Origin of the sequence: Actinoplanes sp. CA-030573 (genome assembly GCF_050951115.1) — a bacterium.
In the GTDB taxonomy this organism is placed as follows: domain Bacteria; phylum Actinomycetota; class Actinomycetes; order Mycobacteriales; family Micromonosporaceae; genus Actinoplanes.
Map to the genome: position 1 here is coordinate 4836315 of NZ_CP192038.1, position 24190 is coordinate 4860504.

Annotated in this window: 19 protein-coding genes and 1 pseudogene; 13 read left to right on the forward strand and 7 right to left on the reverse strand. The window is 73.1% G+C overall.

The annotated features are described in order from the left end of the window. Positions 1-32 precede the first annotated feature (32 nt). The 3 genes from ACQP2F_RS22465 to ACQP2F_RS22475 are packed head-to-tail and all read left to right on the forward strand — an operon-like array spanning position 33 to position 3867. Positions 33-1721 carry a putative Ig domain-containing protein gene (locus ACQP2F_RS22465; protein WP_433307049.1) on the forward strand — a complete coding sequence of 563 codons (1689 nt, stop codon included), beginning with the start codon at positions 33-35 and terminating at the stop codon, positions 1719-1721. Then, positions 1718-2347 (forward strand): PulJ/GspJ family protein, encoded by a 630-nt coding sequence (locus ACQP2F_RS22470; RefSeq protein ID WP_433307051.1) that lies wholly within the window; start codon positions 1718-1720, stop codon positions 2345-2347. The genes ACQP2F_RS22465 and ACQP2F_RS22470 overlap by 4 nt, the downstream gene beginning before the upstream one ends. Beyond that, positions 2344-3867: a ricin-type beta-trefoil lectin domain protein gene (locus tag ACQP2F_RS22475; RefSeq protein ID WP_433307053.1), complete on the forward strand. Its 1524-nt coding sequence runs from the start codon at positions 2344-2346 to the stop codon at positions 3865-3867. The genes ACQP2F_RS22470 and ACQP2F_RS22475 overlap by 4 nt, the downstream gene beginning before the upstream one ends. Here ACQP2F_RS22475 and ACQP2F_RS22480 read toward each other — a convergent pair. Further along, positions 3854-5698 carry a diguanylate cyclase domain-containing protein gene (locus ACQP2F_RS22480; protein ID WP_433307054.1) on the reverse strand — a complete coding sequence of 615 codons (1845 nt, stop codon included), beginning with the start codon at positions 5696-5698 and terminating at the stop codon, positions 3854-3856. The genes ACQP2F_RS22475 and ACQP2F_RS22480 overlap by 14 nt on opposite strands. 91 nt (positions 5699-5789) lie before the next feature. Between ACQP2F_RS22480 and ACQP2F_RS22485 the strand changes: the two genes are divergently transcribed. From ACQP2F_RS22485 to ACQP2F_RS22510, 6 genes are read left to right on the forward strand one after another with little or no spacing between them, the layout of a single operon-like run. Beyond that, entirely contained in the window at positions 5790-6170 is a 381-nt protein-coding gene (locus ACQP2F_RS22485; protein ID WP_433307056.1) for a hypothetical protein, read from the forward strand. Continuing rightward, the gene (locus tag ACQP2F_RS22490; RefSeq protein ID WP_433307058.1) at positions 6167-8656 is read left to right on the forward strand and encodes a caspase, EACC1-associated type; all 2490 of its coding nucleotides are present in this window, start codon (positions 6167-6169) and stop codon (positions 8654-8656) included. The genes ACQP2F_RS22485 and ACQP2F_RS22490 overlap by 4 nt, the downstream gene beginning before the upstream one ends. 10 nt (positions 8657-8666) lie before the next feature. After that, positions 8667-9905, forward strand: coding sequence for an extracellular solute-binding protein (locus tag ACQP2F_RS22495; RefSeq protein WP_433307060.1), 1239 nt, complete (start codon positions 8667-8669; stop codon positions 9903-9905). 21 nt (positions 9906-9926) lie between these two features. Continuing rightward, positions 9927-10529, forward strand: a complete 603-nt coding sequence (locus ACQP2F_RS22500) for a class I SAM-dependent DNA methyltransferase (protein ID WP_433307062.1) — start codon at positions 9927-9929, stop codon at positions 10527-10529. A 45-nt stretch (positions 10530-10574) separates the two neighbouring features. Then, a complete protein-coding gene (locus tag ACQP2F_RS22505; RefSeq protein WP_433307064.1) occupies positions 10575-12782 on the forward strand; it encodes a putative bifunctional diguanylate cyclase/phosphodiesterase in 2208 nt (735 codons plus the stop codon). Continuing rightward, the gene (locus ACQP2F_RS22510; protein ID WP_433307066.1) at positions 12779-14986 is read left to right on the forward strand and encodes a putative bifunctional diguanylate cyclase/phosphodiesterase; all 2208 of its coding nucleotides are present in this window, start codon (positions 12779-12781) and stop codon (positions 14984-14986) included. Before ACQP2F_RS22505 ends, ACQP2F_RS22510 begins: the two co-directional genes overlap by 4 nt. Before the next feature lie 168 nt (positions 14987-15154). Here the strand turns inward: ACQP2F_RS22510 and ACQP2F_RS22515 are convergent, their stop codons facing one another. Beyond that, a complete protein-coding gene (locus ACQP2F_RS22515; RefSeq protein WP_433307068.1) occupies positions 15155-15874 on the reverse strand; it encodes a TetR/AcrR family transcriptional regulator in 720 nt (239 codons plus the stop codon). 26 nt (positions 15875-15900) lie between these two features. Here ACQP2F_RS22515 and ACQP2F_RS22520 point away from each other — a divergent pair, with 26 nt between their 5' ends. Further along, positions 15901-16746: an alpha/beta fold hydrolase gene (locus ACQP2F_RS22520; RefSeq protein WP_433307070.1), complete on the forward strand. Its 846-nt coding sequence runs from the start codon at positions 15901-15903 to the stop codon at positions 16744-16746. Between the two features lie 149 nt (positions 16747-16895). Here the strand turns inward: ACQP2F_RS22520 and ACQP2F_RS22525 are convergent, their stop codons facing one another. From ACQP2F_RS22525 to ACQP2F_RS22535, 3 genes are all read right to left on the reverse strand, one after another. Beyond that, the gene (locus ACQP2F_RS22525; RefSeq protein WP_433307072.1) at positions 16896-17855 is read right to left on the reverse strand and encodes an AraC family transcriptional regulator; all 960 of its coding nucleotides are present in this window, start codon (positions 17853-17855) and stop codon (positions 16896-16898) included. Positions 17856-18041: 186 nt separating this feature from the next. Beyond that, positions 18042-18452, reverse strand: coding sequence for an ester cyclase (locus ACQP2F_RS22530; RefSeq protein WP_433307074.1), 411 nt, complete (start codon positions 18450-18452; stop codon positions 18042-18044). Between the two features lie 53 nt (positions 18453-18505). After that, a complete protein-coding gene (locus ACQP2F_RS22535) occupies positions 18506-19171 on the reverse strand; it encodes a DUF305 domain-containing protein (RefSeq protein ID WP_433307076.1) in 666 nt (221 codons plus the stop codon). 181 nt (positions 19172-19352) lie between these two features. On the opposite strand from ACQP2F_RS22535, the gene ACQP2F_RS22540 reads away from it, so the two are divergent. Next, positions 19353-19913, forward strand: coding sequence for a TetR/AcrR family transcriptional regulator (locus tag ACQP2F_RS22540; protein ID WP_433307078.1), 561 nt, complete (start codon positions 19353-19355; stop codon positions 19911-19913). A gap of 68 nt (positions 19914-19981) precedes the next feature. Next, a pseudogene (locus ACQP2F_RS22545) lies at positions 19982-20871 on the forward strand (IS5 family transposase). Positions 20872-20977: 106 nt separating this feature from the next. Here the strand turns inward: ACQP2F_RS22545 and ACQP2F_RS22550 are convergent. Next, positions 20978-21409, reverse strand: coding sequence for a tautomerase family protein (locus ACQP2F_RS22550; RefSeq protein WP_433307080.1), 432 nt, complete (start codon positions 21407-21409; stop codon positions 20978-20980). A 113-nt stretch (positions 21410-21522) separates the two neighbouring features. On the opposite strand from ACQP2F_RS22550, the gene ACQP2F_RS22555 reads away from it, so the two are divergent. After that, a complete protein-coding gene (locus ACQP2F_RS22555; protein ID WP_433307082.1) occupies positions 21523-22089 on the forward strand; it encodes a hypothetical protein in 567 nt (188 codons plus the stop codon). Here ACQP2F_RS22555 and ACQP2F_RS22560 read toward each other — a convergent pair. Next, positions 22086-24158 carry a glycoside hydrolase family 15 protein gene (locus ACQP2F_RS22560; protein WP_433307084.1) on the reverse strand — a complete coding sequence of 691 codons (2073 nt, stop codon included), beginning with the start codon at positions 24156-24158 and terminating at the stop codon, positions 22086-22088. The genes ACQP2F_RS22555 and ACQP2F_RS22560 overlap by 4 nt on opposite strands. Between the last annotated feature and the right edge of the window lie 32 nt (positions 24159-24190).

The following is a 24190-nucleotide window of genomic DNA, read 5'->3' on the forward strand; positions in this document are numbered from 1 at the left end:
CGTAGGTAGTCCCCCCTCGAAAGGAGAGCGCCGTGCGGTGCTGCCGTCCCTGCCGCCCGGCCGGCGACGACGGCTTCGGCCTGGCCGAGATGCTCGTCGCGCTCGCCATCCTGAGCGTCACCATGCTCGCGAGCGCCCCGTTCTTCGTGCGCAGCCTGAGCAACGTCAACAAGCAGCGCACCCGGCAGGCGGCGATCCAGCTCGCCGGCACCGCCATGGAGCAGGTACGCGGCCTCAAGGGCAGCTCCCTGCTGTCCGGCCGCAGCGTCCTGGCCACCCAGGCGCAGTTCGATGCCGCCCCGGCCGTGGTCCGGCCGTATCTGGACCAGATGCAGGTGGCCGGCAGCCCGACGATCAAGGACAGCGCCTCGACGGCCGGGGCCGAGGCGCCGATTTCGACGGCGGCACAGCACGTCACGGTCGAGGGCACCACCTACACCCAGAACATCTACGTCGGTCAGTGCGAGATCTATCTGACCGGCACGTCCGAGTGCATCTACCCGAAGGGCTCGGCGGCTCCCGCGGACTCGACCGACGTTCTGCAGTTCTTCCGGGTCGTGGTGCTCGAGACATGGCCGGACAACACCTGCGCGGACGGCTCGTGCGCCTACGTCGCCACGACGCTGGTCTCGCGGGCCTCGGAGCCGACCTTCGACTTCAACCGCCCGGCCCCGCAGGTCATGGACAACAACCAGACCTGGTACGTCGGCGACGCCGTCTCGTACCAGATGAAGGCGCGCGGCGGTCAGCTGCCCAACACCTGGACGATCGCCGCGTTGCCGGCCGGCCTGTCGATGTCCCCGTCCGGGGTGATCACCGGCACGCCGACCACCCCGACCGCGTCGGGCGGCCTCGCCACCACCGCGACGGTCACCGACCACGCCAACCGCAACAACACCGGTTCGGTGATCTTCACGGTGGTCCGGCCGCCCACCCCGGCCGTGCCCGCCAGTGCCGCCAGCCGGGTCGGCGACGCCTACAACCTGAGCCTGTCGGCCACCTACGGCGTGCCGCCGTACTCGGCGTGGACCGCCACCGGCCTGCCGACCGGCCTGCAGATCGACGCGGCGACCGGGGCCGTCACCGGCACCACGACCGTCGCCGGCGTCTACACCGTCACCGTCCGGGTCACCGACGCCAACCAGCGGACCGGCGCCGCCACGTACACGCACACCGTCACCCCCGGCCTGACCCTGACCGGCGTGTCCGACCAGACGATCGACCTGGGCTCGAAACTGGACTTCACCGCGGCCGCCTCCGGCGGCGACGGCAAGTACACCTTCAGCGCGGCCGGCATGCCCCCCGGCACGTCGATCGGCAACAAGAACGGGAAGGTCTCCAGCAAGTCGACCGCGTCCGGCCGGTTCCTGGCCACGATCACCGTCGCCGACGGCAGCGGCCTGAGCACCAGCCTCCCGATGGTGGTCATCGTGACCACGAGCAACTCCCTCGTCTTCACCGCCCCGTCGCTGACCGCGCCGGACCAGACCACGGCCCGGGGCAGCGCCGCCTCGCTGACGCTGCGCACCAACGGGACCCTGCTGGGCCTCTCTCCGGTGCTGACCGTCTCCGGCCTGCCGCCGGGCCTGACGCTGAACGCGCTGACCGGTGTCATCTCCGGGACGCCGACCACCGCCGGCCGGTACACGGTGACGGCGACGGCCACCACCGCCGCCCCGGCCAGCAGCAGCATCCTCACCTTCGTCTGGACGATCACATGAGCGACGACCTCGAGACGCCGGAGCGCCGGGACGAGGGCTTCTCCCTGATCGACGTCCTCGTCGCCACCTCGATCATGGCGGTGATCATGGTGTTCGTCACCGGCGCGATCCTGGAGATCTACTCCGACGTCAACCGGACCGACGGGATCAGCACCGCCCGGGACCAGGTCGGCAACAGCTTCCGCCGGCTGGACAAGGAGCTGCGGTACGCCACCTGGGTCGCCACGCCGGGCAAGGTCGGCGACGGCTGGTACCTCGAGTACGCCACCAGCAGCACCGACTGTCAGCAGCTCGCGTTCCGCAACGGTGTGCTGACCCGGTCGACCTGGACCCTGCCGGGCACGAGCCCGGGGTCGCCGACGACGATCGCCACCGATCTGGCACCGACCCCCGGGGTGGACCCGTTCACCGTCTACGAGCCGGGAGACAAGCCGTACGCCACCGCCGCCCCCGGCGTCAGCGGCGTCGGCGGCGAGTACGAGCTCGAGCACGACCAGGTGCGGCTCCGGTTCAGCGGCCGGGCGGGCAAGGTCGAGCTGCCGCTGGACGTGCTGTTCACGGCGCAGAACACCAACCGCAACACCCCGGCGCTCAACGACTGCAGCAAGGGAAGGCCGGCCGCATGAGGCACCGTATTTTCCGCGCGCCCTCGCTCCGCCGCGAGGAGGGCTCCCTGCCGCTGGCCATGCTCGTGATCACCGTGGTGCTGTCGCTGTCGGCCACCATGGTCCCGGTCGTGGTCCGCCAGATCGGCAACACGCAGAACTACGACCAGCGCGGCGGCGCGCTCGACGCCGCCCAGGCCGGCCTGGACGTCATGATGGCCCGCGTCCGGGCCGCCTCCGACGCCTTGCAGAACGGTTACCTGGAGAACCTGCCCCCGTGCTCGATGGCCGGGAGCGTGGGCGTGACCGACGGCGGCATCTCGTCGACCTACCAGGTGACGGTGACCTACCTCGACAAGGACGGGAACGTCGTCACCGGCTGCGCCGTCAACGAGGTGCCGAGCAAGGCGACCGTCACGTCGGCCGGCACCAACGGGGTGGTGACCCGGACGCTGACCGCCACGTACGTCTTCTCCACCAGCAACACCAACATCCCGGGCGGCCGCATCAAGATCTCGAGCAGCAGCCTGGGCGAGCAGTGCCTCGACGCCGGCGCCGCGGCGAGCCCGGCCGCCGGTACGGCGGTGACCGTGCAGAGCTGCAACGGCAGCAGCCGGCAGCAGTTCGGCTACACGCCCGACCTCTACCTCAAGCTGATCAACTCGGACTCGTCCACCGCCTCGCTCGGCATGTGCCTGTTCGCGAACCCGACCCGGGTGAGCGGCACGACCCCGGTCGTCTTCCAGGCCTGCCCGGCCACGCGCACCACCACCTACCAGTGGGCGCTCGACGGCAGCAGTGTCTTCCACGCCACCACGTCGGCCAGCAAGTCCGACGGAAGCTACTGCATGAACATCCGGACACCGGGATCCACCGCCGACCGTGCGGTGGTCCTCGCCGGCTGCGGCGCCACCTCCACCAAGAACGTCTGGTACTCCGCGCCCGGCGTCGGCGCCGGCATGGCCGGGGACGCCACCAACCAGCTGGTCAACTACAAGCAGTTCAGCCGCTGCCTGGACGTGACGGGCAAGAACATGGGCGCGACGTACATGATCGCCTGGTTCTGCAAGCAGGACCCGGGCGCGCTCGTCGACTTCAACCAGCAGTGGGTGCATCCCGTCCCGGTGCTGCCCGAGACCTCCAAGTCCGGCCCGATCATCGTCAACAACACCAGCTCCAACAGCAACGCCAACAACAGCAGCGCCAACAACAACTACTGCCTGAAGTCGCCGGGCACCGTCACCGCCACGTCCTGGGTGACGGTGGTGCCCTGCAAGGACGCCGCCACCCAGAAGCAGGACGCGCTGACCTGGACCGTCTACCACGACACCGGCGACTACGGCACCAGCTACCGGATCGAGGACCACTGGGAGAACTGCCTGCAGCCCACCGAGCAGGGCACCGGCATCGCGAACGACTTCCACGGCGACGGCACCAGCAAGGTCAAGATCGCGGCGTGCACCACGGCCGACATCCAGAAGTGGAACGCGCCGCCGAACATCGACCAGCCGACGCCGCTGACCAACCTCACCGAGAAGTAGGCCGCCGGGCCGCCGACTTCGCCCGGTACATCGCGGCGTCGGCCTCGCGCAGCAGGTGGTCGGGGTCGGACGAGCCCGGCCCGGAGACGGCGACGCCGATGCTGGCGCCGACGTCGACCCGCTCGCCGTCGAGGAAGAACGGCGCCGAGATCGCGGCCGCGATGTTGTGGCCGACCGCCTGGTGCCCGTGGGGCGGCGCGAACCCGTCGAGCAGGATGACGAACTCGTCGCCGCCGAGCCGGGCCACCGTGTCCGACTTGCGGAGCAGGCCGGTCAGCCGGCGGGCCACCTCGATCAGCAGCTGGTCGCCGGCGGCGTGCCCGAGCGTGTCGTTGACCGCCTTGAAGCCGTCCAGGTCGAGCAGCAGGATCGCGAAGCGGTAGCCGGGCCGGCGGGCCGAGCGCATCGCGGCCTGCTCCATCCGGTCCTCGAGCAGCGTCCGGTTGGGCAGGCCGGTGAGGTGGTCGTGCAGCGCGGCGTCGCGCAGGCTCTGCTCCTGCTCGCGCAGGGCGGCCATCATCACCTCGTAGTCGAGGGCCGCGGCCAGCAGCGCGCCGGAGTGGTTCATCATCTCGCGGCCGGGCGGGGTGGTCGACTGGATCCGCCCGACGGCGGCCAGCACGCCCCAGTCGCGGTTGCGGCTGCGCACCGGCACCAGGAAGACGATGTCGCCGGCCGGCCCGTCGGTCAGCTCGAACAGCCGCGGCGGCGGGAACTCCCCGGGCGCGAGGGCCGTGCCGGTGTCACAGCCGGCCCGGAAGTCGCCGACCACCTCGAGCCGGGTGTCGTCGCCGGGCGTCCACAGGCCGAGGCAGCCCGCGATCGCCGGGGTCAGGCCCAGCCACTCGAGGGCGCGGGGGTCGCGGGAGTGGGTCCCGAGCAGCTCGATCCCGAGCTCGTACTGGATGTTCAGGGTGCCCTGGAGAAGCTGGACCTGGGCGAACAGCGCGCGGGCCTGCGGCTCGGAGACGGGCAGGCCGTCGCCGGGGCACCCGCACGAGTCACGGCGTACGAACGACGTCGCCACGTGCCGCCGGAAGGCCGCCCGCCGGGGGTCCGCGGCGCGCTCGGCGAGAGTGCCGTAGGCCGCGGCGCCCAGCTCGTCCAGCGGCTGCCGCACCGTGGCGAGACTGGGCCGCTGGTAGGTGGCGTCGGCGATGTCGTCGAATCCGGCCACGGCGAGCTCGCCCGGAAGGTCGTAGCCGGCCGCCGTCAGCCGGGAGGTGAGGCCGATGGCGTTGCGGTCGGTGCCGAGCACGATCGCGGTGGCCGGCATCCCGGCCCGGATCAGCGCGCCGGCGACCGCCTCGCCGCCGCTCTCGTGGTTGTCCCCGGTGTCGAAGAGCAGCTCGGCGCGGGGCACGATGCCGTGCGCCAGCAGCCCCTCGCGGTAGCCCTCGTGCCGCTCGCGCAGGTCGAAATGGGCGAGGTGACCGGCGAACGCGATCCGCTCGTGGCCGTGGCCGACCAGGTGGGTGACCGCCTCCCGGACGCCGCTGCGGTTGTCGGCGAGCACCGACGAGCAGCCGATGTCGGTCGCGTCCTGAGCCACGAATACCACCGGCAGGCCGCCGGCCCGGGCGCCGGCGGCGTAGGCCGGGTCGACCGCACCGGGCAGCACCACCAGGCCGTCGAGCAGGCTCCAGGCCAGCGGGCGGCGGAAGTCCGGCAGGCCGCTGCGGTCGGCGCTGTGCGCGCCCGGGCCGAGCGTCTGGATCGCCATGACCCGGTCGCCGCCCGCGACCGCGGCCGCGTTGACGCCCTCGATGATCGCCCCGTAATAGTCGCCGCCGACGAACGGCGACAGGATCCCGAAGGTGCGGCCCGTCACCTCGTCATGATCTCCCGGAACGGCGCGCGATGAGCCCGATGTGGCAATCATCTGACGTTTGGAGGTGGTGTCCAATGAGTATGGTGCATGCGTGAGCACGCAACGGGTGGTGCACATCACCGTGTCGGACGGCGACGATGAGCGTACGGACGAGGTCGCTCGCCGCCTGCTGACCGACCTCCGCGAGTTCGACGAGGTCACCGGTACCGCCCTGGCCGGCGACGGCTCCGCCCCCGACGGGGCGAAAGGCGGCGAGCTGGTCGCCATCGGCGGCCTGGTCGCGACCGTGCTGAGCCAGCCCGAGGCCGTCACCGCCGTGCTCAAGTTCCTCACCGACCGCGTCGTGCGGCGCGGCGGCCGCCTCCAGGTCCGGGTCGACGGCCAGGAGCTGACGCTGGAGAACGCGACCCCCGAGCAGATGGACCGCGTGGTCGACGCCTTCGTGCGGAAGGTGTTCGACACAGACTCATGAGGCGCGCGCTGATCATCGCGACGGAGAAGTACGAGGACCCGCAGTACCGGCCTCTGCCCGGCACCCAGGCCGACGCCGACAACCTGGAGAGGGTGCTGGCCGACGCGGCGATCGGCGGTTTCGAGGTCACCGTGCTGCGCAACGAGAACCTGCGCAAGGTCGCCGTCGACGTCGAGCAGTTCTTCAAGAAGGCGCCCCCCGACGCGACGCTGCTGCTCTACCTCTCCGGGCACGGCGAGGTCGACGACGACGGGCATCTCTACTTCATCAACCACGACACCGACCACGACTCGCTGCACGCCACCGCGCTCGCCGCCCACCACGTCGCCAAGGAGATGCGGCACAGCCGGGCCCGCGCCAAGATCGTCCTGCTCGACTGCTGCTACGGCGGCGCGTTCGGCCGGGCCGACGGCAGCCGCGGCCGGTTCCGGGGCAAGACCGCCGACATCGAGGCGCTGGAGGGGCGCGGCCGGGTCGTGATGACCGCGGCCACCGCCGTGCAGCGCAGCTACGAGGACCGCAGCGGGGTCTTCACCGACGCCGTCGTCGAGGGCCTCGAGCACGGGTGGGCCGACCTCGACGGCGACGGCTTCGTCGACACCGGCGAGCTGTTCGAGTACGTCCAGCGGCGGATGGCGGGCGCGCGGCAGACCCCCACGTACTCGGCCGACATCGTGTACGGCCCGATCCACATCGCGCGCAACCCCGGCCACCCCGAGCCGGCGCCGTTCCCGCCGTTGCGCCGCCGCAGCGTGCTCGCCTTCAGCCGGCCCCGCAAGTTCCTGCGCGAGCTCGGCGGCCGCGGCCGCCTGCCCCGGCCGGTGGTCGGCGGCATGCTGGCCGGCGCGACCCTCCTGGCCGGCTGCGCGACCCAGGCCGACGGCCCGGTCGCCACCCGCCTGTGCCCGGCCACCACCCAGCTGCGCATCGCGGTCGACCCGGCCGACCTGGCCGCGTACCGGGGTGTCGCCGGGGAGTTCGAGCGCTACGTGGCCGCCCGCTCGCACGGCTGCCGGTCGGTGCACCCCTATCTCTTCGCGGCCGACGCCGCCCAGGTCACCGCCGGGCTGGCCGGCGGCTGGGGCGCGGCCGCCCGGCACGTACCGCATCCCGACGTCTGGTTCCCGGCCGCCGGCCGGGACGTGCCGGCCGGCGCGGCCGGGCCGATCGAGCGGGTGGTGCCCGTGGCCCGCACGCCGATCGTGCTCGGCGTCACCGCGCCCCAGGCGGGCGAGGACGACGCCTTCCGCCGCGCCCGCGCAACCTGGCCACAGCTGTTCGCCACCGGGTCGGCGCGGTGGGGCGTGATCCGCGGCGACCCGACGCTGTCCACCACCGCGCAGATGGTCACCGGCCAGCTCTACGCCCGGCGCAGCCCGGCCGAGGCCCACGACGAGGTCGAGCGGGCGGTCGAGCAGCGCCTCGACGCCGGCCGCTACCCGCTGACCGGCGAGCCCGGCCTGCTCTGCCGCCAGCTGGAGATCCACCGCACCTCCCCGTCGGCGAAGACCCCCGCGGTCATCCTCACCGAGCAGGAGCTGGTCCGCTTCAACCTGGGCCTTCCCGACGGCGACTGCGTGCCGGGCGAGAAGCCGGGCAACGCCGACCACCTCGTCGCCTACTACCCGGCGCAGACCCCGGTGGTGACCAAGGTCGCGGTCCAGCTGCGGTGGCCGGCCGGCATCCAGAGCGACGAGACCCACGCGTACGCCCGATGGCTCGTCCGGTGGCTGGCCGGCGACGACGGCCGCGCCGCGCTGCACCGCCAGGGCCTGCGCACCTCCTCGCTGGACGCCGGTCAGCCGCTGGTCCGCGACAACGGCGCCCTGCCCGACTGGCCGTTCGGCGCGCTCACCGGCGCCGAGGCGACGTCCGGGGAGGCCCGCGCGACCGCCGCCGTCTACGCCAAGGCCCGCCGCTCCGGCCGCTTCCTGGTCGCCCTCGACGCGTCCGGCTCGATGAACACGGTCACCGGCGACCCGACCGAGACCCGGTACGAGGTGGCGGTGGCCGCCCTGCGCCAGGCCGCTGCCCGGGTCGGCGGCGCCGACGAGCTCGGCGTCGTCACGTTCTCCGGCCCGGGCGCCACCCCGCCCCGGCCGGTGCTCGGCTTCACCCGCCCGGCCGCCGGCCTGACCACGAAGGTCGGCCGCCTCGCCGCGGCCGTGCGTCCGGGCGGCGACACCCCGCTCTACCAGGCCGTCATCGCCGGCGCCGGCCAGTTGCGGTCGCATCCGGGCGGGCCCGGCCAGCTGCGGGCGCTGGTCGTGCTCACCGACGGCCGCGACACCAGCCGCCGCCCACCGCCGACACCGGCCCAGGTCGCCGGCGTCCGCGTCTTCGTCATCGCGGTCGGCGACGTGACCTGCGCCGACAACGCCCTCGAGGCGCTCGCCGCGACCAGCGGCGGCGGGTGCTTCGACGCCGGGCTCGACGCGCTCGAGGACGTGCTCAGCGGCATGTTCCGGGCCCTGTGGAACAGGTAGGAGGACTCTCGTGCGGCTGCGACCCACCCGCGACTTCGTGCTCGGCTTCGTGAGCGCCGCCGTGATGGTGAGCGGCGTGTTCCTGGTCGCGTCCCGCGGCGGGGAGCCCGAGCTGGAGCCGGGCCCGCTGACCGTGCTGAGCGGCCGCGACGACAGCGCCGGCGGTCAGCGTCAGCAGCTCGTCGACATCTGGAACGCCGCCCACCCGCACAACCCGGCCCGGATCATCCCGATCAACGGGGTCGCCGGCGACCAGTACACCGAGATGCTGGCGCAGGCCCGCAACCCCGGCATCGACGTCTTCAACCTCGACGTCACGCTGACCGCCGCGTTCGCCGCCGGCCCGGATCCGCTGATCCGGCCGATCGAGCGGTCCTGGCTGGCCGAGAGCCCCGAGCAGGCGTTCATGGCCGGGCCGCTCTCGACCTGCCGCTACGAGGGCAAGCTCTGGGCGCTGCCGTTCAACACCGACGCCGGGCTGCTCTACTACCGCAAGGGCCTCGGCGCCGAGCCGCCGTTCGACTGGGCCAAGATCAAGGCGACCGCGGCCCGGCACCCGGAGTTCCGGGCGGCGTACACGGCCCAGCTCGGCCCGTACGAGGGACTCACGGTCAACACGCTGGAGGCGGTCTGGGCGAACGGCGGCGATCTCAGCGTCGGGCCGGACGGCACGGTGCGGCTGGACCTGGCCACCTGGAACGCGGCGGTGCACACGCTGATCCCGCCCCGCGACGGCGAGAAGGGCATCGTGCACCCGGACGCGCTGCGCTCTCAGGAGAGCGAGAGCACCAGCACGTTCGCCGACGGGAGCGTGATGTTCATGCGGAACTGGCCGGTCGCGTACGGCGCCCTGGAGAAGATCGGCTTCGGGGTCACCGCCCTGCCCGGCCCCAGCGTGCTCGGTGGGCAGAACCTGGCGATCTCGGCGCTGACCAAGAAGCCGCGGGCCGCCCAGGCGCTGGCCGAGTTCCTCACCAGCGCCGGCAGCCAGCGCGTCCTGTTCGACAAGGGCGGCTTCGCGGCGACCCGGGCCGGGGTCTATGCCGACGAGACGGTCAAGGCCGATCGCCCGTACGCGCCCCTGCTGCTCACCGCGATCGAAAGCGCGCGGCCGCGCCCGATCTCCCGCAACTACGTGGCGTTCAGCGAGACGCTCAGCCGCGAGGTGCACGCCGTGCTCGACGGCACCCAGCCGGACCTGCCACCGGACCTGGCCGCGTCGCTGACCCAGGCGCTGCGGGGAAGATAGGGCTGCGTGGAAAATAGGGCGGTGACACGAGCGCAGGGTGACGCGCGGCCGCCGGAGAAGACGGTCCCGCTGGATCACTTCATCGGGATGTACGAGGCCAAGACCGACCCGTGGGACACCGCCACCAAGTGGCATGACCAGCGCAAGTACGCGGTCACCATGGCCAGCCTGCCGCGCGGGCGCTACCGCCGCTGCTACGAGCCGGGCTGCTCGGTCGGCCTGCTCACCCGTCTGCTGGCGCCCCGCTGCGACGAGATCCTCGCGGTCGACGCGGTGCCCGACGCGGTGCGCAGCGCGGCCGAGGAGGTGCGTGACTTCCCCCACGTACGCGTCGAGCAGGCCATGCTGCCGGCCGACCTCCCGGCCGGCACATTCGATCTGATCGTGATCGGTGACCTGCTCTACTACCTGTCCGAGGACGACCTGGAGGCGCTGCTGGACGGCCTGGCCCAGCGCCTGGACCCGGGCGGTGACCTGGTCTCGGTGCACTTCCGCGACCGCAGCGGCGGCAACTACGACGGCTTCAACGTGCACGCCGCGCTGGCGTCCCGCCCCGGCCTGGAGCCGGTCGTCCGGCACGAGGACGAATGGTTCGTGCTCGACGTGCTGCGCCGGGCTTCCTGACCGCGGGTTTCCTAATCCGTCCGACGGATCCGCCGATGTCCCTACGTGCGCAGAGACAGGATATGGGCGTGGTGGCTGACCGGCGGGCTCGCCGCGGCCGCCGGCTACCTCGTCCTGCCGGCTGACACCACCGTCGCCGAGCTCCTCTACGACGCAACCGGGCTGCTGGCGGCGCTGGCCATCGCCGGGGCCGCCAAGCTGCACCGGCCGTCCCGACCGCTGATCTGGTACCTGTTCGCCGCCGGCATCGCGCTCTCCGTGCTCGGCGACGCGATCTTCGACATGCTGATGCCGGCCGCCGGCGGGCCGGCCGCTCTCTCCGTCGCCGACCTTTGGTACTTCTTCTCGTACCCGGCCCTCGCCGCCGGCATGCTGCTGATCCTGCGTCAGCGGCCCGGCCGCGGTCTCGAGCGGCTGCTCGAGGCGGCGATCATCGCGACCGGCGTGGGCCTGGTCCTCTGGATCTTCGTATTGCACCCGTTCGCCCGGGACTCCGGCACCACGCTGGCCGACCGCTGGGTCGCGACCGCGTACCCGGCGATCGACGTGGTGCTGGTCGCGCTCGCCCTGCTTCTGCTGGCCGGGGCCGGCGGCCGGCGGCCGGCGGCTTCGCTGCTGACCGTGGCGGCCCTGCTGCTGCTGGCCGGCGATGTCGCCTACTCGCTCCTGACCCTCTACGCCGGTGGCACGACCCCGCTGGTCAACGCGCTCTATCTGCTCGCGTACGCCTTCTGGGCCGCCGCCGCCCTGCACCCGGCGGCCGTCACCGGGCAGCCGGCCGCGCTGCCCGAGGTCCGCACCCGCCGGCTGTGGCTGACCCTGTTCGCCGCCAGCTCGCTGCTGGGCCCGGCCCTGCTGCTGATGCCCCGGATCGGCGGCGACCCGTCCGACCGGCGCGCCGTCGCGATCGGGTCGATCGTTCTTTTCCTGCTCGTGGTGACCCGGCTCGCCGGCTACATGCGGCAGGTCCGCCGCCAGCAGGCCCAGCTGCACCGGCTCGCGATGACCGACGACCTCACCGGGCTGGCCAACCGCCGGGCGCTCGAGCGGGCGCTGCGCAGCGCCGCGGCCGACGGCCGGCCGCAGATTGCGCTGTTCGGGCTGAACGGCTTCAAGAACGTCAACGACGAGCTCGGCCGCCCGGCCGCCGACCAGGTGCTGACCGTGGTCGCCGCCCGGCTGGTCGCGGGCGCCCCGGACGGCGCGCTGGTCGCCCGCACCGGCGGCGACGAGTTCGCCGTGCTGCTGACCGACTCGCACGCCCAGTTCCTGCTGGCGACCGCGTTCGCACTGACCGGCGACCTCGGTTCGCCGGTCAGCGCCGACGGCCGCGACCTGCTGGTCGGCGTCAGCGTCGGGATGGCCGGGGGCGCCGGCGTCGATCCGGTCGAGCTGCTGCGCCAGGCCGAGGTGGCCATGCACGCGGCCAAGCGCGCCGGGGAGCCGGTGCGCTGGTCGCCGGCCCTCGACCAGCGCGACATCGAGCACGCCCAGCTCGGCGCCGAGCTGCGGCTGGCGCTCGACGCGGGACAGTTCCGGGTCGTCTACCAGCCGATCGTCGAGCTGCCCTCGGGCCGGACGACGGCGGTGGAGGCGCTGGTCCGCTGGGAGCACCCGGTGCGCGGGCTGGTCAGCCCGGCGGCCTTCATCCCGGTGGCCGAGCAGAACGGCCTGATTGTCGAGCTGGGCGCCTGGATCATGCGTACGGCATGCGCGCGGTTGGCTCTTTGGCGGGCGTCGCTGGGCTCGTCCGCGCCCGGGCGGATCAGCGTCAACGTGTCGGCCAAGCAGCTCGCCCGCCCCGGCTTCCCCGGCTTCGTGGCCGAGGTGCTCGCCGAGACCGGCCTCCCCGCCTCCTGCCTCACCGTCGAGGTCACCGAGACCGCCGTCTTCGAGGGCGGTCCCGCCGTCGTCGCCCTGCACGAGCTGCGGGCGCTGGGCGTCCGGGTGGCGCTCGACGACTTCGGCACCGGGCACTCGTCGCTCGGCCTGCTGCAGACCGTGCCGGTCGACACCATCAAGGTCGACAAGTCGTTCGTCGACGACATCACCGAGGCCGGCCGGCCGACCGTGATCGCCGAGGCGCTCATCCGGCTCAGCGGTGGCCTCGGGCTCTCCGCCGTGGCCGAAGGCGTGGAGACCGCCGAACAGGCCGCCGCGCTGACCCGCCTCGGCTACCGGTACCTGCAGGGCTATCACTACGGCCGGCCGATGGCCGATCCCGAATTCGCATCCTTCCCGGTGGCAGCATGAACCGCACGACCCTGTGGCGCTGGTGGCTCGGCGGCGGCATCCTGGTGATCGCCGCCTACAGCCTGTTGCCGTCCGAGTCTCTCCTCGCCAACCTCACCTACGACGCCATCGGCCTGGTCTCCGGCGTGGCCATCTTCGCCGCGGTCCGGCTGCACCGGCCCCCGCGGCCGGCCATGTGGTACCTGTTCGCCTTCGGGCAGCTCGCCTCGACCGCCGGCGACGTGCTCTGGGTCTACTACCAGTTCGTGCTCGACCAGAACCCGTACCCGTCGCTGGCCGACGTCTTCTACCTGGCGTCGTACCCGTTGAATGCCGCCGGCCTGGTGCTGCTGGTGCGCCGCCGCGGCCGGGGCGCCTCCGGCCTCGTCGAGGCGGCCATCGCCGCCGTCGGGCTCGGCCTGGCGTTCTGGGTGTTCGTCCTGCATCCGGTCGCCGCCGACTCGGGCTCCACGATGCTGGAGCGGCTGATCGGCACCACCTATCCGGCCGTCGACGTGCTCCTGCTGGCGCTGCTGGCCCGGCTCTTCGCCGACCCCAGCGGACGCACCGTCAGCACCCGCCTGATCGGCGTGGCGGCCGTCCTCCTGTTCGCGGCCGACACCGCGTTCTCCGTCGTGTCGCTCTACTGGACCGCCGACGTCCCCGTCATCAACGCGGCGTTCCTGCTGTCGTACGTCTTCTGGGCGGGCGCCGCGCTGCACCCGTCGATGGCCGTCGTCGAGACCGCCGGCGACCCGGACGCGCACGTCCGGCCGGTCCGGCTGATCGTCCTCGGCGCCTGCGCGACGATCGCGCCCGGCCTCATGCTGCTGCCGCGGATCGGCCACGACAACCTCGACCGATGCGCGCTCGCGGTCGGCTCGGCCGTGCTCTTCGTGCTGGTCAGCGTGCGGATGTGGCAGTTCATGCGGATGCTGCGCGGGCAGGCCGGGCAGTTGCGCTCGCTGGCCATGACCGACGACCTGACCGGGCTGGCCAACCGCCGCCGGGTCGAGGAGTCGCTGCGGCGGGCGACCGTGTCCGGCCGGCCGCAGATCGCCATGATCGGTCTCAACGGCTTCAAGAACGTCAACGACGAGCTCGGCCGTGCGGCCGGCGACCAGGTGCTGTCGGTGCTCGCGCTGCGCATCTCCTCGGTCGTCCCGGCCGGCGCGCTGATCGCCCGGATGGGCGGCGACGAGTTTGCCGTGCTGCTGCCGGACGCGAACGCCGAGGAGGCCCAGGCGCTGGCCGGCGCCCTCGTGGCGGTGCTGCACCCGCCGGTCTCGGCCGACGGGCACGACCTGCTGGTCGGCGTCGGGGTCGGGCTCGCCGGCGGGGCCGGCGTCGAGGCGGTCGAGCTGCTGCGGCAGGCGGAGACGGCGATGTACGCGGCGAAGCGCGGCGGGGTGCCGATCCGTCGCTGGACGCCGGCCCTCGACCAGCGCGACGTCGAGTACGCGCAGCTGGGCGCCGAGCTGCGGCAGGCGCTGGACGGCGGGCAGTTCCGCATGGTGTACCAGCCGATCGTGGAGATGCCCTCGGGGCGGATCGCCGCGGTGGAGGCGCTGGTCCGCTGGGAGCACCCGGTGCGGGGCATGGTGAGCCCGGCCGCGTTCGTGCCGGTGGCCGAGCAGAACGGGCTGATCGTCGAGCTGGGGGCGTGGATCCTGCGTACGGCGTGCGCGCGGTTGGCCTTGTGGCGCACCTCGCTCGGTGATCTGGCGCCGGGCCGGGTCAGCGTGAACGTGTCGGCCAAGCAGCTCGCCCGCGCGGGTTTCGCCTCGTTCGTCGCGTCGACGCTGGCCGAGGTCGGGCTGCCGGCCGCGTGCCTGACCGTCGAGGTGACCGAGACGGCCGTGTTCGAGGGCGGCCCGGCGGTGGCGACGCTGCACGAGCTGCGGGCGCTGGGCGTGCGGGTGGCGCTGGACGACTTCGGCACCGGGCACTCGTCGCTGGGCCTGCTGCAGACCGTGCCGGTCGACACCATCAAGGTCGACAAGTCGTTCGTCGACGACATCACCGAGGCCGGGCGGCCGGCGGTGATCGCCGAGGCGCTGATCCGGCTGAGCGGCGGGCTCGGCCTGTCGGCGGTGGCCGAGGGCGTCGAGACGGCGGAGCAGGCCGAGGTCCTGACCCGGCTGGGGTACCGCTACCTGCAGGGCTACCACTTCGGCCGGCCGGCCGCGGAAATCGACTTTGGTCGGGTACCGGCGGCGGCCTGAGTCGGCAAGGATGGTGGCGCGGCTTCGGTGAGGGAGACCACCGAGGGCGCCGCGACGGGCGTGACCTCAGGGCAGCGCGCGGCTCAGGGGAGCGCGGGGCTCAGGGGAGCGCGGGGCTCAGGGGAGCGCGGGGCTCAGGGGAGCGCGCGGCTCAGGGGAGCGCGCGGCTCAGGGGAGCGCGGCGGCGATCAGGCGGACCGCCGCCAGCAGGCCTTCCCGGGGCGCCTGCCGCCAGTCGGCCGTGACGGGAGGCAGCGCGGCGGTCAGCGGGTAGCGCTCGGCCAGGTCGGGGATCAGCCGGCGGGTCGCGTCCGCTCCCTCGCGCCATTGGGCCGCGTCGCCGCTGTCGAAGGTGCGGTAGGCGGCGGCCGTCTCGGCGCAGGAGCGGACCGTGGCGTACAGCATGGTGATGGTGGGGGATCGCATCGCGGCCGGCGTCGCCCACCGGTCGAGGATGGCCAGCAGGCGCTCCAGCCAGTCCTGCTCGTGCGGGCCGGGCGCCGCCCGCGCCCAGGAGAGCGACGTCAGCCACGGGTGCGCGAGGTGCAGCTCGAGGAACGCGAGCGCCCACGCCGACAGGTCGTCGGCCGGGGACGTGCCGGGATCGGTCCACGAGGGCAGCACCGAGGCGTGGTCGAGCATCAGCGCGAGCATCTGCCCCTTGTCGCCTACGTAGGGATAGAGGGCCATCGCGGTCTTGCCGAAGCGGGCCGCCACCGCACGGGTCGAGACCGCCGCCAGTCCCTCGGCGTCGGCCAGCGCGACCGCCGCGTCGAGGATCTCGTCGAGGTCGAGCTGCTGCCGGGGTCCGCGGCGGGGCGTGCGCAACGTCGTGCCGCGGTGGCGCCAGAGGCGGCGGACGTGCGCCGTGACATCTTCCGGAGACATAGTCCTTACACCGTATAGTGTTTCGCATGCCGAACGCACGACTTCACGACGGATCCCACATCGACGTCACGGTCCTGGGCGACGGTCCCGCGGTGCTGCTGCCGATCGGCGTCCGCGAGATCGAGGGCCCGGCGGCCGAGGAGCTGCGGGCCTGGGGCGCCGACCCGGGCCTCGGGCACACGCTGGCCTCCGCGCTGACCGGGGCGGGCCTGCGGGTGGTGGCGGCCGACTACGAGGCCCACCGCACCGGGCACCCCGCCGCGCGTACGCTCGACGCCGCCGCCGTCAGCACCGATCTGCTCGCCATCGCCGACGCCGCGCGCGCACCCCGTTTCGCCTACTACGGCTACTCCTGGCTGGCGGTCGCCGGCCTCCAGCTCGCCCTGCGCACCGACCGCCTGACCGCGCTGGTCATGGGCGGCTACCCGCCGCTCGGCGGTCCCTACGACGCGATGCTCGCCGTCACCCGGGTCGCGCACCGGATGGCGATCGCCCACCGCGACAACCCGCCGCCACCGCCGGCCGGCGAGCCCGTGCCCGGCGACTGGGAGAGCGTGCCGTTCACCCGCACCCCCGAGCAGACCGGGCAGTACGTGACGCTCTACGAGTCCCTGCGCGATCCGGACGCCTTCGAGTCGGTGCCGCTGAGCGTGCCGCGGCTGGCGTTCGCGGGGGAGAAGGACGTGATCGCGTACGGCCCGCAGTGGGACGACGCGGTCGTGGACATCGCCGGCCCGCTGATCGCCCGCCGTGACGAGCTCACCGCCCGCGGCTGGCGGGTCGAGGTCGTCCCGGGCGCCGACCACATGGCCGCGATGCAGGCCGAGGTGGTCCTGCCGTTCCTGCTGCCGTTCCTGAAGGCCAACGCCTGAGCCGGCTCGAGGCGGCCGTGGTGGCGGGGGCGGCGCGGCGGCTCGGGCGCTGTGGTGGCTGGGGCGGCGCGGCGGCTCGGGCGCTGCGGTGGCGGGGGCGCTGCGGCGAAGGCGGTGACCGGGCGGCGCGGCGGCCGGCGCTCGTGCAGCTACGTGCGCAGCGTGCGGCTCGGCGGCTGGCCGAACGCGGCCCGGTAGTCGGCGGCGAAACGGCTCGGGTTCGCGAAACCCCAGCGGTGCGCGGTCGCCCGCACCGTCGCTCCGTCGGCGGGGTCGGCGGTCTGCAGCTCGCGGTGCACCCGCTCGAGGCGCACCCGGCGCAGGTAGCCCATCGGCGTGACGTCGAGGTGGCGGCGGAACGCGCTCTGCAGCGCCCGGGCGCCCACGCCGGCCGCGGCCGCGACCTCGGTGATGGTGAGCGGCCGCTCGGGGTGGGTGTCCATGTAGGCGATCGCGCGCCGGATCGCGGCCGGGGCCACCCGGCCCTCGCGCGGCAACCGGGCGGTCATCGTCGTGTTCGGGAAGGTGGCGAGCAGGGTGGCGGCGGCGAGGCGGGTCATCTGATCCCGTACGAGCGGGGGCAGATCCGCCTCGGGCCGGGTCAGCTGGTCGGCCAGGTACGCGACGGTGGCGGCCCAGTACAGGCGCATCGACGTGGACAACGGCTGCGGCGACTCGAAACGGAGATCGGCCGCGGGTAACCCGGTCGTCGCCTCGGCGAGCTCCGCCGCGTACGACAGGGGAAGGGTGACCAGATCGATCGAGCTGTTCCCGTATTCACCGCTGACGGGCACGCCCAGCGGGAACAGGTATCCGTCGGAGCGCGTCAGCGCGAGCTCCTGCCCCGGCGCCCGGATGCGGGTGCGCCCGTCGGCCAGGCTGCCGGCGAGCAGGAAGTCCACCGGATCGGTGTCGGCGCCGTAGCTCACCCCGCACAGCCGCACCCGGGCCGCGCCGAGCGCACCGCTGTTGGCCATCCTCACCTGCAGATCGAGGCGATCCCCGTCGTCGATCGCGATGCGCGCCCGATGCGCGGTGATGCTGTTGAGCGCCTCGGCGATCGCCTGCTTGTCCCGCGTGCGGACCTCCAGCCACTCTGGCTGCGTCACCCCACCCACCCCCGGCCTGTTCGCCGCCCAGTATGACCGAGAAATATCGGTTTTATACGGATCGTGCGGGGATGGCGTGCGGGTCGAACTTCGCCGGGGGGACAAAGGCGCCGCCGAGGGGTTCGTTTTCCGTCCGCTTTCCGGCCGGGCGGCTTCGTCGCGGGAACAGGACGTCCGCCCGGCCGGCTAGTCCTCCGGGGCGTGGACCCGCGCTCCCAGCTGCTGGGCGACCTCGAGGTCGTTGCCCTCGAACCAGGTCTCCGCCACCCGGCCGCCGGTCAGCCGGTAGATGATGATGCCGGTCTCCTCGACGTGCTGCCCGTGCCCCGGGATGTCCAGATAGCCGCCGCGGTACGTCGACCTGACCGTGTAGCGCACGACGACCCGGTCGCCGTCCGCGATCACGTCGTCGAGCGTGGCCCGCTGGTCGGCGAACGCCGAGGGGTACCACCGCAGCCAATCGGCGAACGTGTCCCGGTCACCGGTGCCGCCCGGCCCGTGACAGAGGAAGTCCTCGGTGGCGATCGCGTCGAACGTGCCCACGTCCCCCGCCCGACACATGTCGAACCAAGCCTGCGCGATCTCCTTCGGACGCATGCATGATTTTCTATGCCGAAAAGGTGTCGTAAAGCAACTTGTTCTGGACCGTTCTACTCGACGTATCCGTGGAGCTGGTCCACCTCGCCGGCCCGCGACTCGATGACCTGCTTGGCGAAGTCGAGGGCGGTGGGGTTGATCCCGTTCGCCTGCTCCTGCTGGGCCAGCTTGATCGCCTCTTCCTGATGCGCGATGAGCGCCCGGATGGCATCGCCGCCGCGACGGGCCGTGGTGGTGGCCGTGCCGGCGGTGGGCGGCGGGGTCCCGCCCCATTCCCGGAGCCAGCCGGTCATCCGCACCATCTCGTCCTGCTGGGTGACGATGATCGCCTCGGCCAGGGTCCGGGCCTCGGGCCGGCCGGCCGCCTCCCGCGCGAGCCCGATGCCCTGCTGATGGTGGGGGAGGAGCGCCGTCACGAACGCGACGTCGGCCGGGGCGTGGCGGGCGCCCGCCTTGGCGGGGCCGCCGCTGTTTCCGGCGCCGGCTCTTCCGGCGCCGGTTGCGGCAGCCGCGCCGGGCTCCCCGGGCACTGCGGGCGTGCCGGCGGCTCCGGGCATGCCGGCCGCGCCGGGCTCCCCGGGCACTGCGGGCGCGCCGCCCGGTGCGGGCGCGCCGGACGGTCCCGGCGCGCCGGGCGCCGCGGTGGGTTCGCGTTGCGGCGCCGTCCCGCATCCGCCCAGCGCCAGGGCAACAACGAGGACTATCGATACCCGCCGCATGCGCCGAAGGTATCCCCTCGGCCGTGATTAGTAAACACAGTTAACCGAACTCAATGGCGACCGTCGGCGAAGGCACCGAAGGTGCCTAGCCTCCTAGGATGCCGTAGCGGCGGTGCCGGGCCGCTCGCCACGGGATGCCGGGCGACTCACTATGGTGATCGGCATAGCGGAAGGGGCGGCCGTGGCCGACGGCGTGCGGGACCGGATGATCGACGGCGCGGTGCGCCTGCTGGCTCAGCAGGGCCTGCAGGCGACGTCCTTCGCCGAGGTGCTGCAGCTGACCGGCGCCCCGCGGGGGTCGATCTATCATCACTTCCCGGGCGGGAAGGACCAGCTGGTGGCGGCCGCGGTCGAGGCGGCCGGTGCGCGGGCGATCGGAGTTCTCGACGGGCTGGCGGGACAGTCGCCGGAGCGTGTCACGGAGGCTTTCCTGGGCCTCTGGCGGTTGCTCCTGGAACGCACCGGCATGACCGCCGGCTGCGCGGTCCTCGCCGTCACGGTGGCGACCCGCTCCGACGAGCTGGTCTCGGGGGCGGGCGCGGTGTTCCGCGCGTGGCGCTCCCGGTTGAGTGACCTGTTCGAGGCGGGCGGCCTGCCCGACGCCGGCGCCTTCGCGGCCACGCTGGTGGCCGCGAGCGAGGGCGCCGTGGTGATGGCCCGCGCCGAGCGGTCGATGGAGCCGTTCGACGCGGTGGCCGGCCACCTGCTGGCCCAGGTGCGAGCGGTCACGGCCCGGTCGTGAGCCGCGCGGCCTAGGTTCTGTCTCTTAGATCATCGTGGCGATCATGGGCGTCGATCGTTGGATCGGGTGTGGCGCGTGGTGATTTGACGAACCAGGAATGGGCTGTGCTGGCGCCGTTGCTGCCGGCGCAGCCGGTTCAGGGCCGGCGGTGGCGTGATCACCGGCAGGTGATCAACGCGATCTGCTGGGTCAAGCGCACCGGTTCACCCTGGCGGGATTTGCCCGAACGGTACGGGCCGTGGAAGACGCCGTACCAACGTTTCCGCCGGTGGGCGGCCGATGGCACCTGGGCGCGGTTGAAAGCCCAGGTCGTCACGCTTGCCGAACTCGACGACGACATCGACTGGGACGCCCAGGTCGACGCCACGATCGTGCGCACCCATCAGCATGCTGCCGGGGCCGCAAAAAGGGGCTCGACGTCGCCGCGACGCAGGCACGCGAAGGCATCGGACGCTCCCGCGGCGGGCTGACCACGAAAATCCACACCCTGGCCGACGGCCGGGGCCGGTCGCTGGCATCGCTGATCACGCCCGGGCAAGCCGCCGACACCCAGCAGCTGATCCCGCTGCTCAACCAGGTTCGGGTGGCCACACCCGGACCTGGGCGCCCGCGTGTGCGTCCGAACTCGTTAACCGGCGACCGGGCGTACTCGTCACGGGCCAACCGCAAGGCCTTGCGGGACAAACACATCGCCACCACGATCCCGCAGCCGCGTGACCAGGTCGCCAACCGGCTGCGCAAGGGCCGCAACGGCGGTCGGCCACCCGCGTTCGACCCGCACGCCTACAAGCGGCGCAACCAGGTCGAACGCGGCTTCAACCGGCGCAAACACTGGCGCGGACTGGCCACCCGTTACGACAAGCTCGGCGCCCACTTTCAAGCCACCCTCGACCTCGTCGAAATGCTCGACTGGCTCCGAGCCGTACCCGACAGACTTGATCTAAGAGACAGAACCTAGGGGCGGGCCAGGCGGCGAGGGCGACCTAGGGGGCGGGCCGGGCGAGGGCGACCTAGGGGGCCGGCCGGGCGAGGGCGACCTAGAGGGCGGGCCGGGCGAGGGCGACCTAGGGGGCGGGCCGGGCGAGCGCGGCCAGCTCGGCCCGGGCCGCGGCGACCAGTTCCTCGTTCGTGTGGGCGTGGCCGTGCAGGCCCCATCCGCCCGGTGCGGCCTCGGTCAGCAGCACCCACGTGCGGTCCTTCAGCGACTCGTCCCCGGCCGCCTCGGCGATCAGCTCGGTCAGGCGGGCGACCACCGCCAGCTGCTTCGGCCGGTCGAGCGCGCCGGCGTTGGTGAGGACCTGGACGCGTACGTGATCGGCATCGCCGTCGACGTTGGCGAACGCGGACGTGGAGTGGACGAAGGCGGCGGTGTTCGTGCGGAACATCGCGATGTCCGGAACCTGCTCGATCCGCATGACGGCGGTGGCCATGGCGACCGCGAGGGCGTGCTCGTCGGCGAACGTGCCCGCCGGAGCGTAGACGTCGATCATCGGCATGCCAGCACGGTATGTATGACGACCTACATAGTCAAGGCCCGTCTGCGGCAGATCCTGGAGAACCGGAACTAATTCGCTGGTCGGAGCGGGTCCGGCGGGGCCACCATGCCTTGATGCACATCACGTTCGTACGGGCGTTGAGCGGGTCCACCCTGGCGACCATCCGGCGGGCCGACGGTGTGGTGCTCGAGTTGCCGGGCTACGACCGCAAATGGCGGGTTCCGCACGACCTCGCCCACGCGGTCACCGAGCGGGAGCTGGGCCTGGACGGCGGCGTGTTCGGCTCGATCGCGGGCGGCGGCGTCTTCGAGAACATGCGGGTGGTCGCGGGCCGGCCGCGGCACGACGCGAGCGAGCGCAGCAAGCGCCTGCTCGCGGCCAACAAGCAGTCGCTGGGGGTGGCCGAGCTGCTGGCCGGCGTGGTGCACGACGCGGTCGAGAAGGACGAGCGGGACGCCCTGGAGCGGGCCCGGCGCAACTGGGGTGTGTTCAGCACCGACCCGTTCCCGTGGACCGGGGAGCAGGTGGCCGCCTCCGTCGCCCTGCTGGCCGAGCTGGCCGTCGAGTTCGAGGCGACCGGCAAGGTGGTCTTCACCTGGCCGGACCGCCTGACCAGCCCGGTGCCCGCGCCGGCCGGGGCGAAACGCGGCCGGCGCGGGCGCATCCGGAAGTCGCTCTAACCGGCGTAGCGGGCGGCGACCACGGCCGGCTGCTCGAGGATCCGTCCCGCTTGCACGTCCCACGCGAGCCGGATGAACTGGGCGTGCGTCCAGGCCAGCGGCGTGGCCGAGTACGTCGGTGTCCCCGGCGTGACGGCCGGCGCCGGCGGCGCCTGGTCCCACACCTGCTCGGGCATCATGCCGCCGGGCCCGGCGGCGCGGGCCATGGTGGCGAGCTGGGCGCGGGCGGCGCCGGTCGATCCGGCCGCGAGCTGATACTCGCCGCGCTCGCCGTTGAGCAGTGGCCAGGCCCGGCCGCGGGTGATCAGCGACCCGTCGGGCAGGCCGTAGTCCCAGGCGCTGCCGTCGGCCTTCTCCCCGTACCCGTCGAAGGAGGCGCGGTGCCAGAAGAAGCCGTTCGGGGTGGCGACGCCGAGCTGCTCGTCGACGACGGCGAGGGTGTTGCGCACGTCGGGGTCGGTGGCCGGCAGCACGCCGAGGCGCACCAGCTCGAGGAAGCCGGGGTCGACCACGGTCCGCTGGTCCACGTTCGCCGGTCCGCTGTCGCCGATGGTGTAGGTGGTGCCGGCGTCGGGCTTCCCGTCCTTGGTGAGCCGCAGGAAATAAGGCTTCGGCGAGTACGGCCCGGTGGTCGTCACGGTCCAGGACTTCACCTTCGACCGCCACCGGTCCGCCACGGTCAGGTAGCGCGCCGCGTCGGCGTCGGCCCCGGCCGCCTGGGCGAGGGCGGCCGCGCACACCAGGCCGGCGATCTGCGCGGCGATGGTGGCCGGCGAGTAGCCGGACTGGTTCTCCCAGCGGTCCTGCGGCGTCCACGGCGCGGCGAAGCCGTCCTGGGTGAAGCCGATCAGGAAGTCGGCCGCCCGCTTGACGTGCGGCCAGGTGTCGGCCCGGCCCAGCTGGTAGGCGAGCACGATCGGCAGCGCGACCTCGTCGAGCTGCAGCCCGCCCCAGACCGGGGCGCCGTCGACCTGGGAGTTCTGCGGGAACGAGCCGTCCGGCTTCTGCTGGACGCCGAACAGGAAGTCCAGCGCCCGGTTGGCACCGGCCCGGTCGCCGGCGGCGATCAGCGCGGTGGCGATCTGGTAGAGGTCACGCGACCACACCAGGTGGTAGGGCCCGGAGGGGTCGTCCCGGCCGAATGCCCATGGCGAGGCGGGTGCCGCCACGTACGCGCCGGGGTGGGTCTTGTCCTCGCTGGCGGCCAGCACCATCGCGGAGACGTCGTAGAGGCGCGGGGGGACGGACGACGGCGGCCGAGCCAGCCCGGCCAGGTACTGCTTCCACCCGTACGCGTAAAGCCGGGAGACCGGGCCGAAGCCGCGCCGCAGAGAGGTCGCCGCCGCCGAGATCGCGCCGCTCGCGGTCGTGCCGAAGCCCAGCGCGAGGGTCGTGCGGGGCGCGAGCGCGGCGGTCTGCACGAGGTTGCCGGCGGGCGCCGAGGAGTAATGCCAGTCCATGCGCCCGTCCGGCAGCAGGTCGGTGAGCCCGTCGCTGACCCCGGCGAAACCGCTCGAGGCGGCCCGGATCGGCGGCGCGGCGACCAGCGCGCTGGAGACGTCGCCGTCGGTGGCCACCAGCGAGCGTCCCGTGGTGGCGCCGGAGTCGCCGCCGCGCGAGTTGCCGAGCGCCGGATCGTAGATCGCGTACAGGGAATGACCGCGGCCGTCGAGACGCAACTTCATGAGCACCGTGTCGTGGTGCGGATCGGTGACGTAGGAGGCGGTCAGCCGCCAGCCCCGGCCGGTGAACGTCTGCCGGAAGCTGAGGCTGCGGGCGTCGGTCTGCTCGGTGCGCACCCGGCCGCTGCCGGCCAGGACGGCGTGCCCGTGGCCGTCGGCGATCACGAAGCGCAGGGCGCGGGCGGAGGGCCCGCCGATCGTCGGGTAGAAGATCTCGCCGAGACCGCCCTCCTTCTGGACGGTGGCCCAGACGTGGCTGGTGGTGGTGTGCGAGGTGACGAGGCCGGCCTTGTCGGCCGGGAGGTACTGCTCGTCGGAGCCGGGAGCGCCCGGAGCGACGACGGTGGTGATGCCGAGCACGGCGGCGAGGACTGCGGGGACCGTCATCACAGCCGAGTACCCCACCCGTTCGGTGGACA

Bases quoted from the DNA above. Each gene is read 5' to 3' on its own strand.
- ACQP2F_RS22470 (WP_433307051.1), top strand. From the start codon at position 1,718: ATGAGCGACGACCTCGAGACGCCGGAGCGCCGGGACGAGGGCTTCTCC.
- ACQP2F_RS22475 (WP_433307053.1), top strand. From the start codon at position 2,344: ATGAGGCACCGTATTTTCCGCGCGCCCTCGCTCCGCCGCGAGGAGGGC.
- ACQP2F_RS22490 (WP_433307058.1), top strand. From the start codon at position 6,167: ATGAGGCGCGCGCTGATCATCGCGACGGAGAAGTACGAGGACCCGCAG.
- ACQP2F_RS22510 (WP_433307066.1), top strand. From the start codon at position 12,779: ATGAACCGCACGACCCTGTGGCGCTGGTGGCTCGGCGGCGGCATCCTG.
- ACQP2F_RS22515 (WP_433307068.1), bottom strand. From the start codon at position 15,874: ATGTCTCCGGAAGATGTCACGGCGCACGTCCGCCGCCTCTGGCGCCAC.
- ACQP2F_RS22520 (WP_433307070.1), top strand. From the start codon at position 15,901: ATGCCGAACGCACGACTTCACGACGGATCCCACATCGACGTCACGGTC.
- ACQP2F_RS22530 (WP_433307074.1), bottom strand. From the start codon at position 18,452: ATGCGTCCGAAGGAGATCGCGCAGGCTTGGTTCGACATGTGTCGGGCG.
- ACQP2F_RS22535 (WP_433307076.1), bottom strand. From the start codon at position 19,171: ATGCGGCGGGTATCGATAGTCCTCGTTGTTGCCCTGGCGCTGGGCGGA.
- ACQP2F_RS22550 (WP_433307080.1), bottom strand. From the start codon at position 21,409: ATGCCGATGATCGACGTCTACGCTCCGGCGGGCACGTTCGCCGACGAG.
- ACQP2F_RS22555 (WP_433307082.1), top strand. From the start codon at position 21,523: ATGCACATCACGTTCGTACGGGCGTTGAGCGGGTCCACCCTGGCGACC.
- ACQP2F_RS22560 (WP_433307084.1), bottom strand. From the start codon at position 24,158: ATGACGGTCCCCGCAGTCCTCGCCGCCGTGCTCGGCATCACCACCGTC.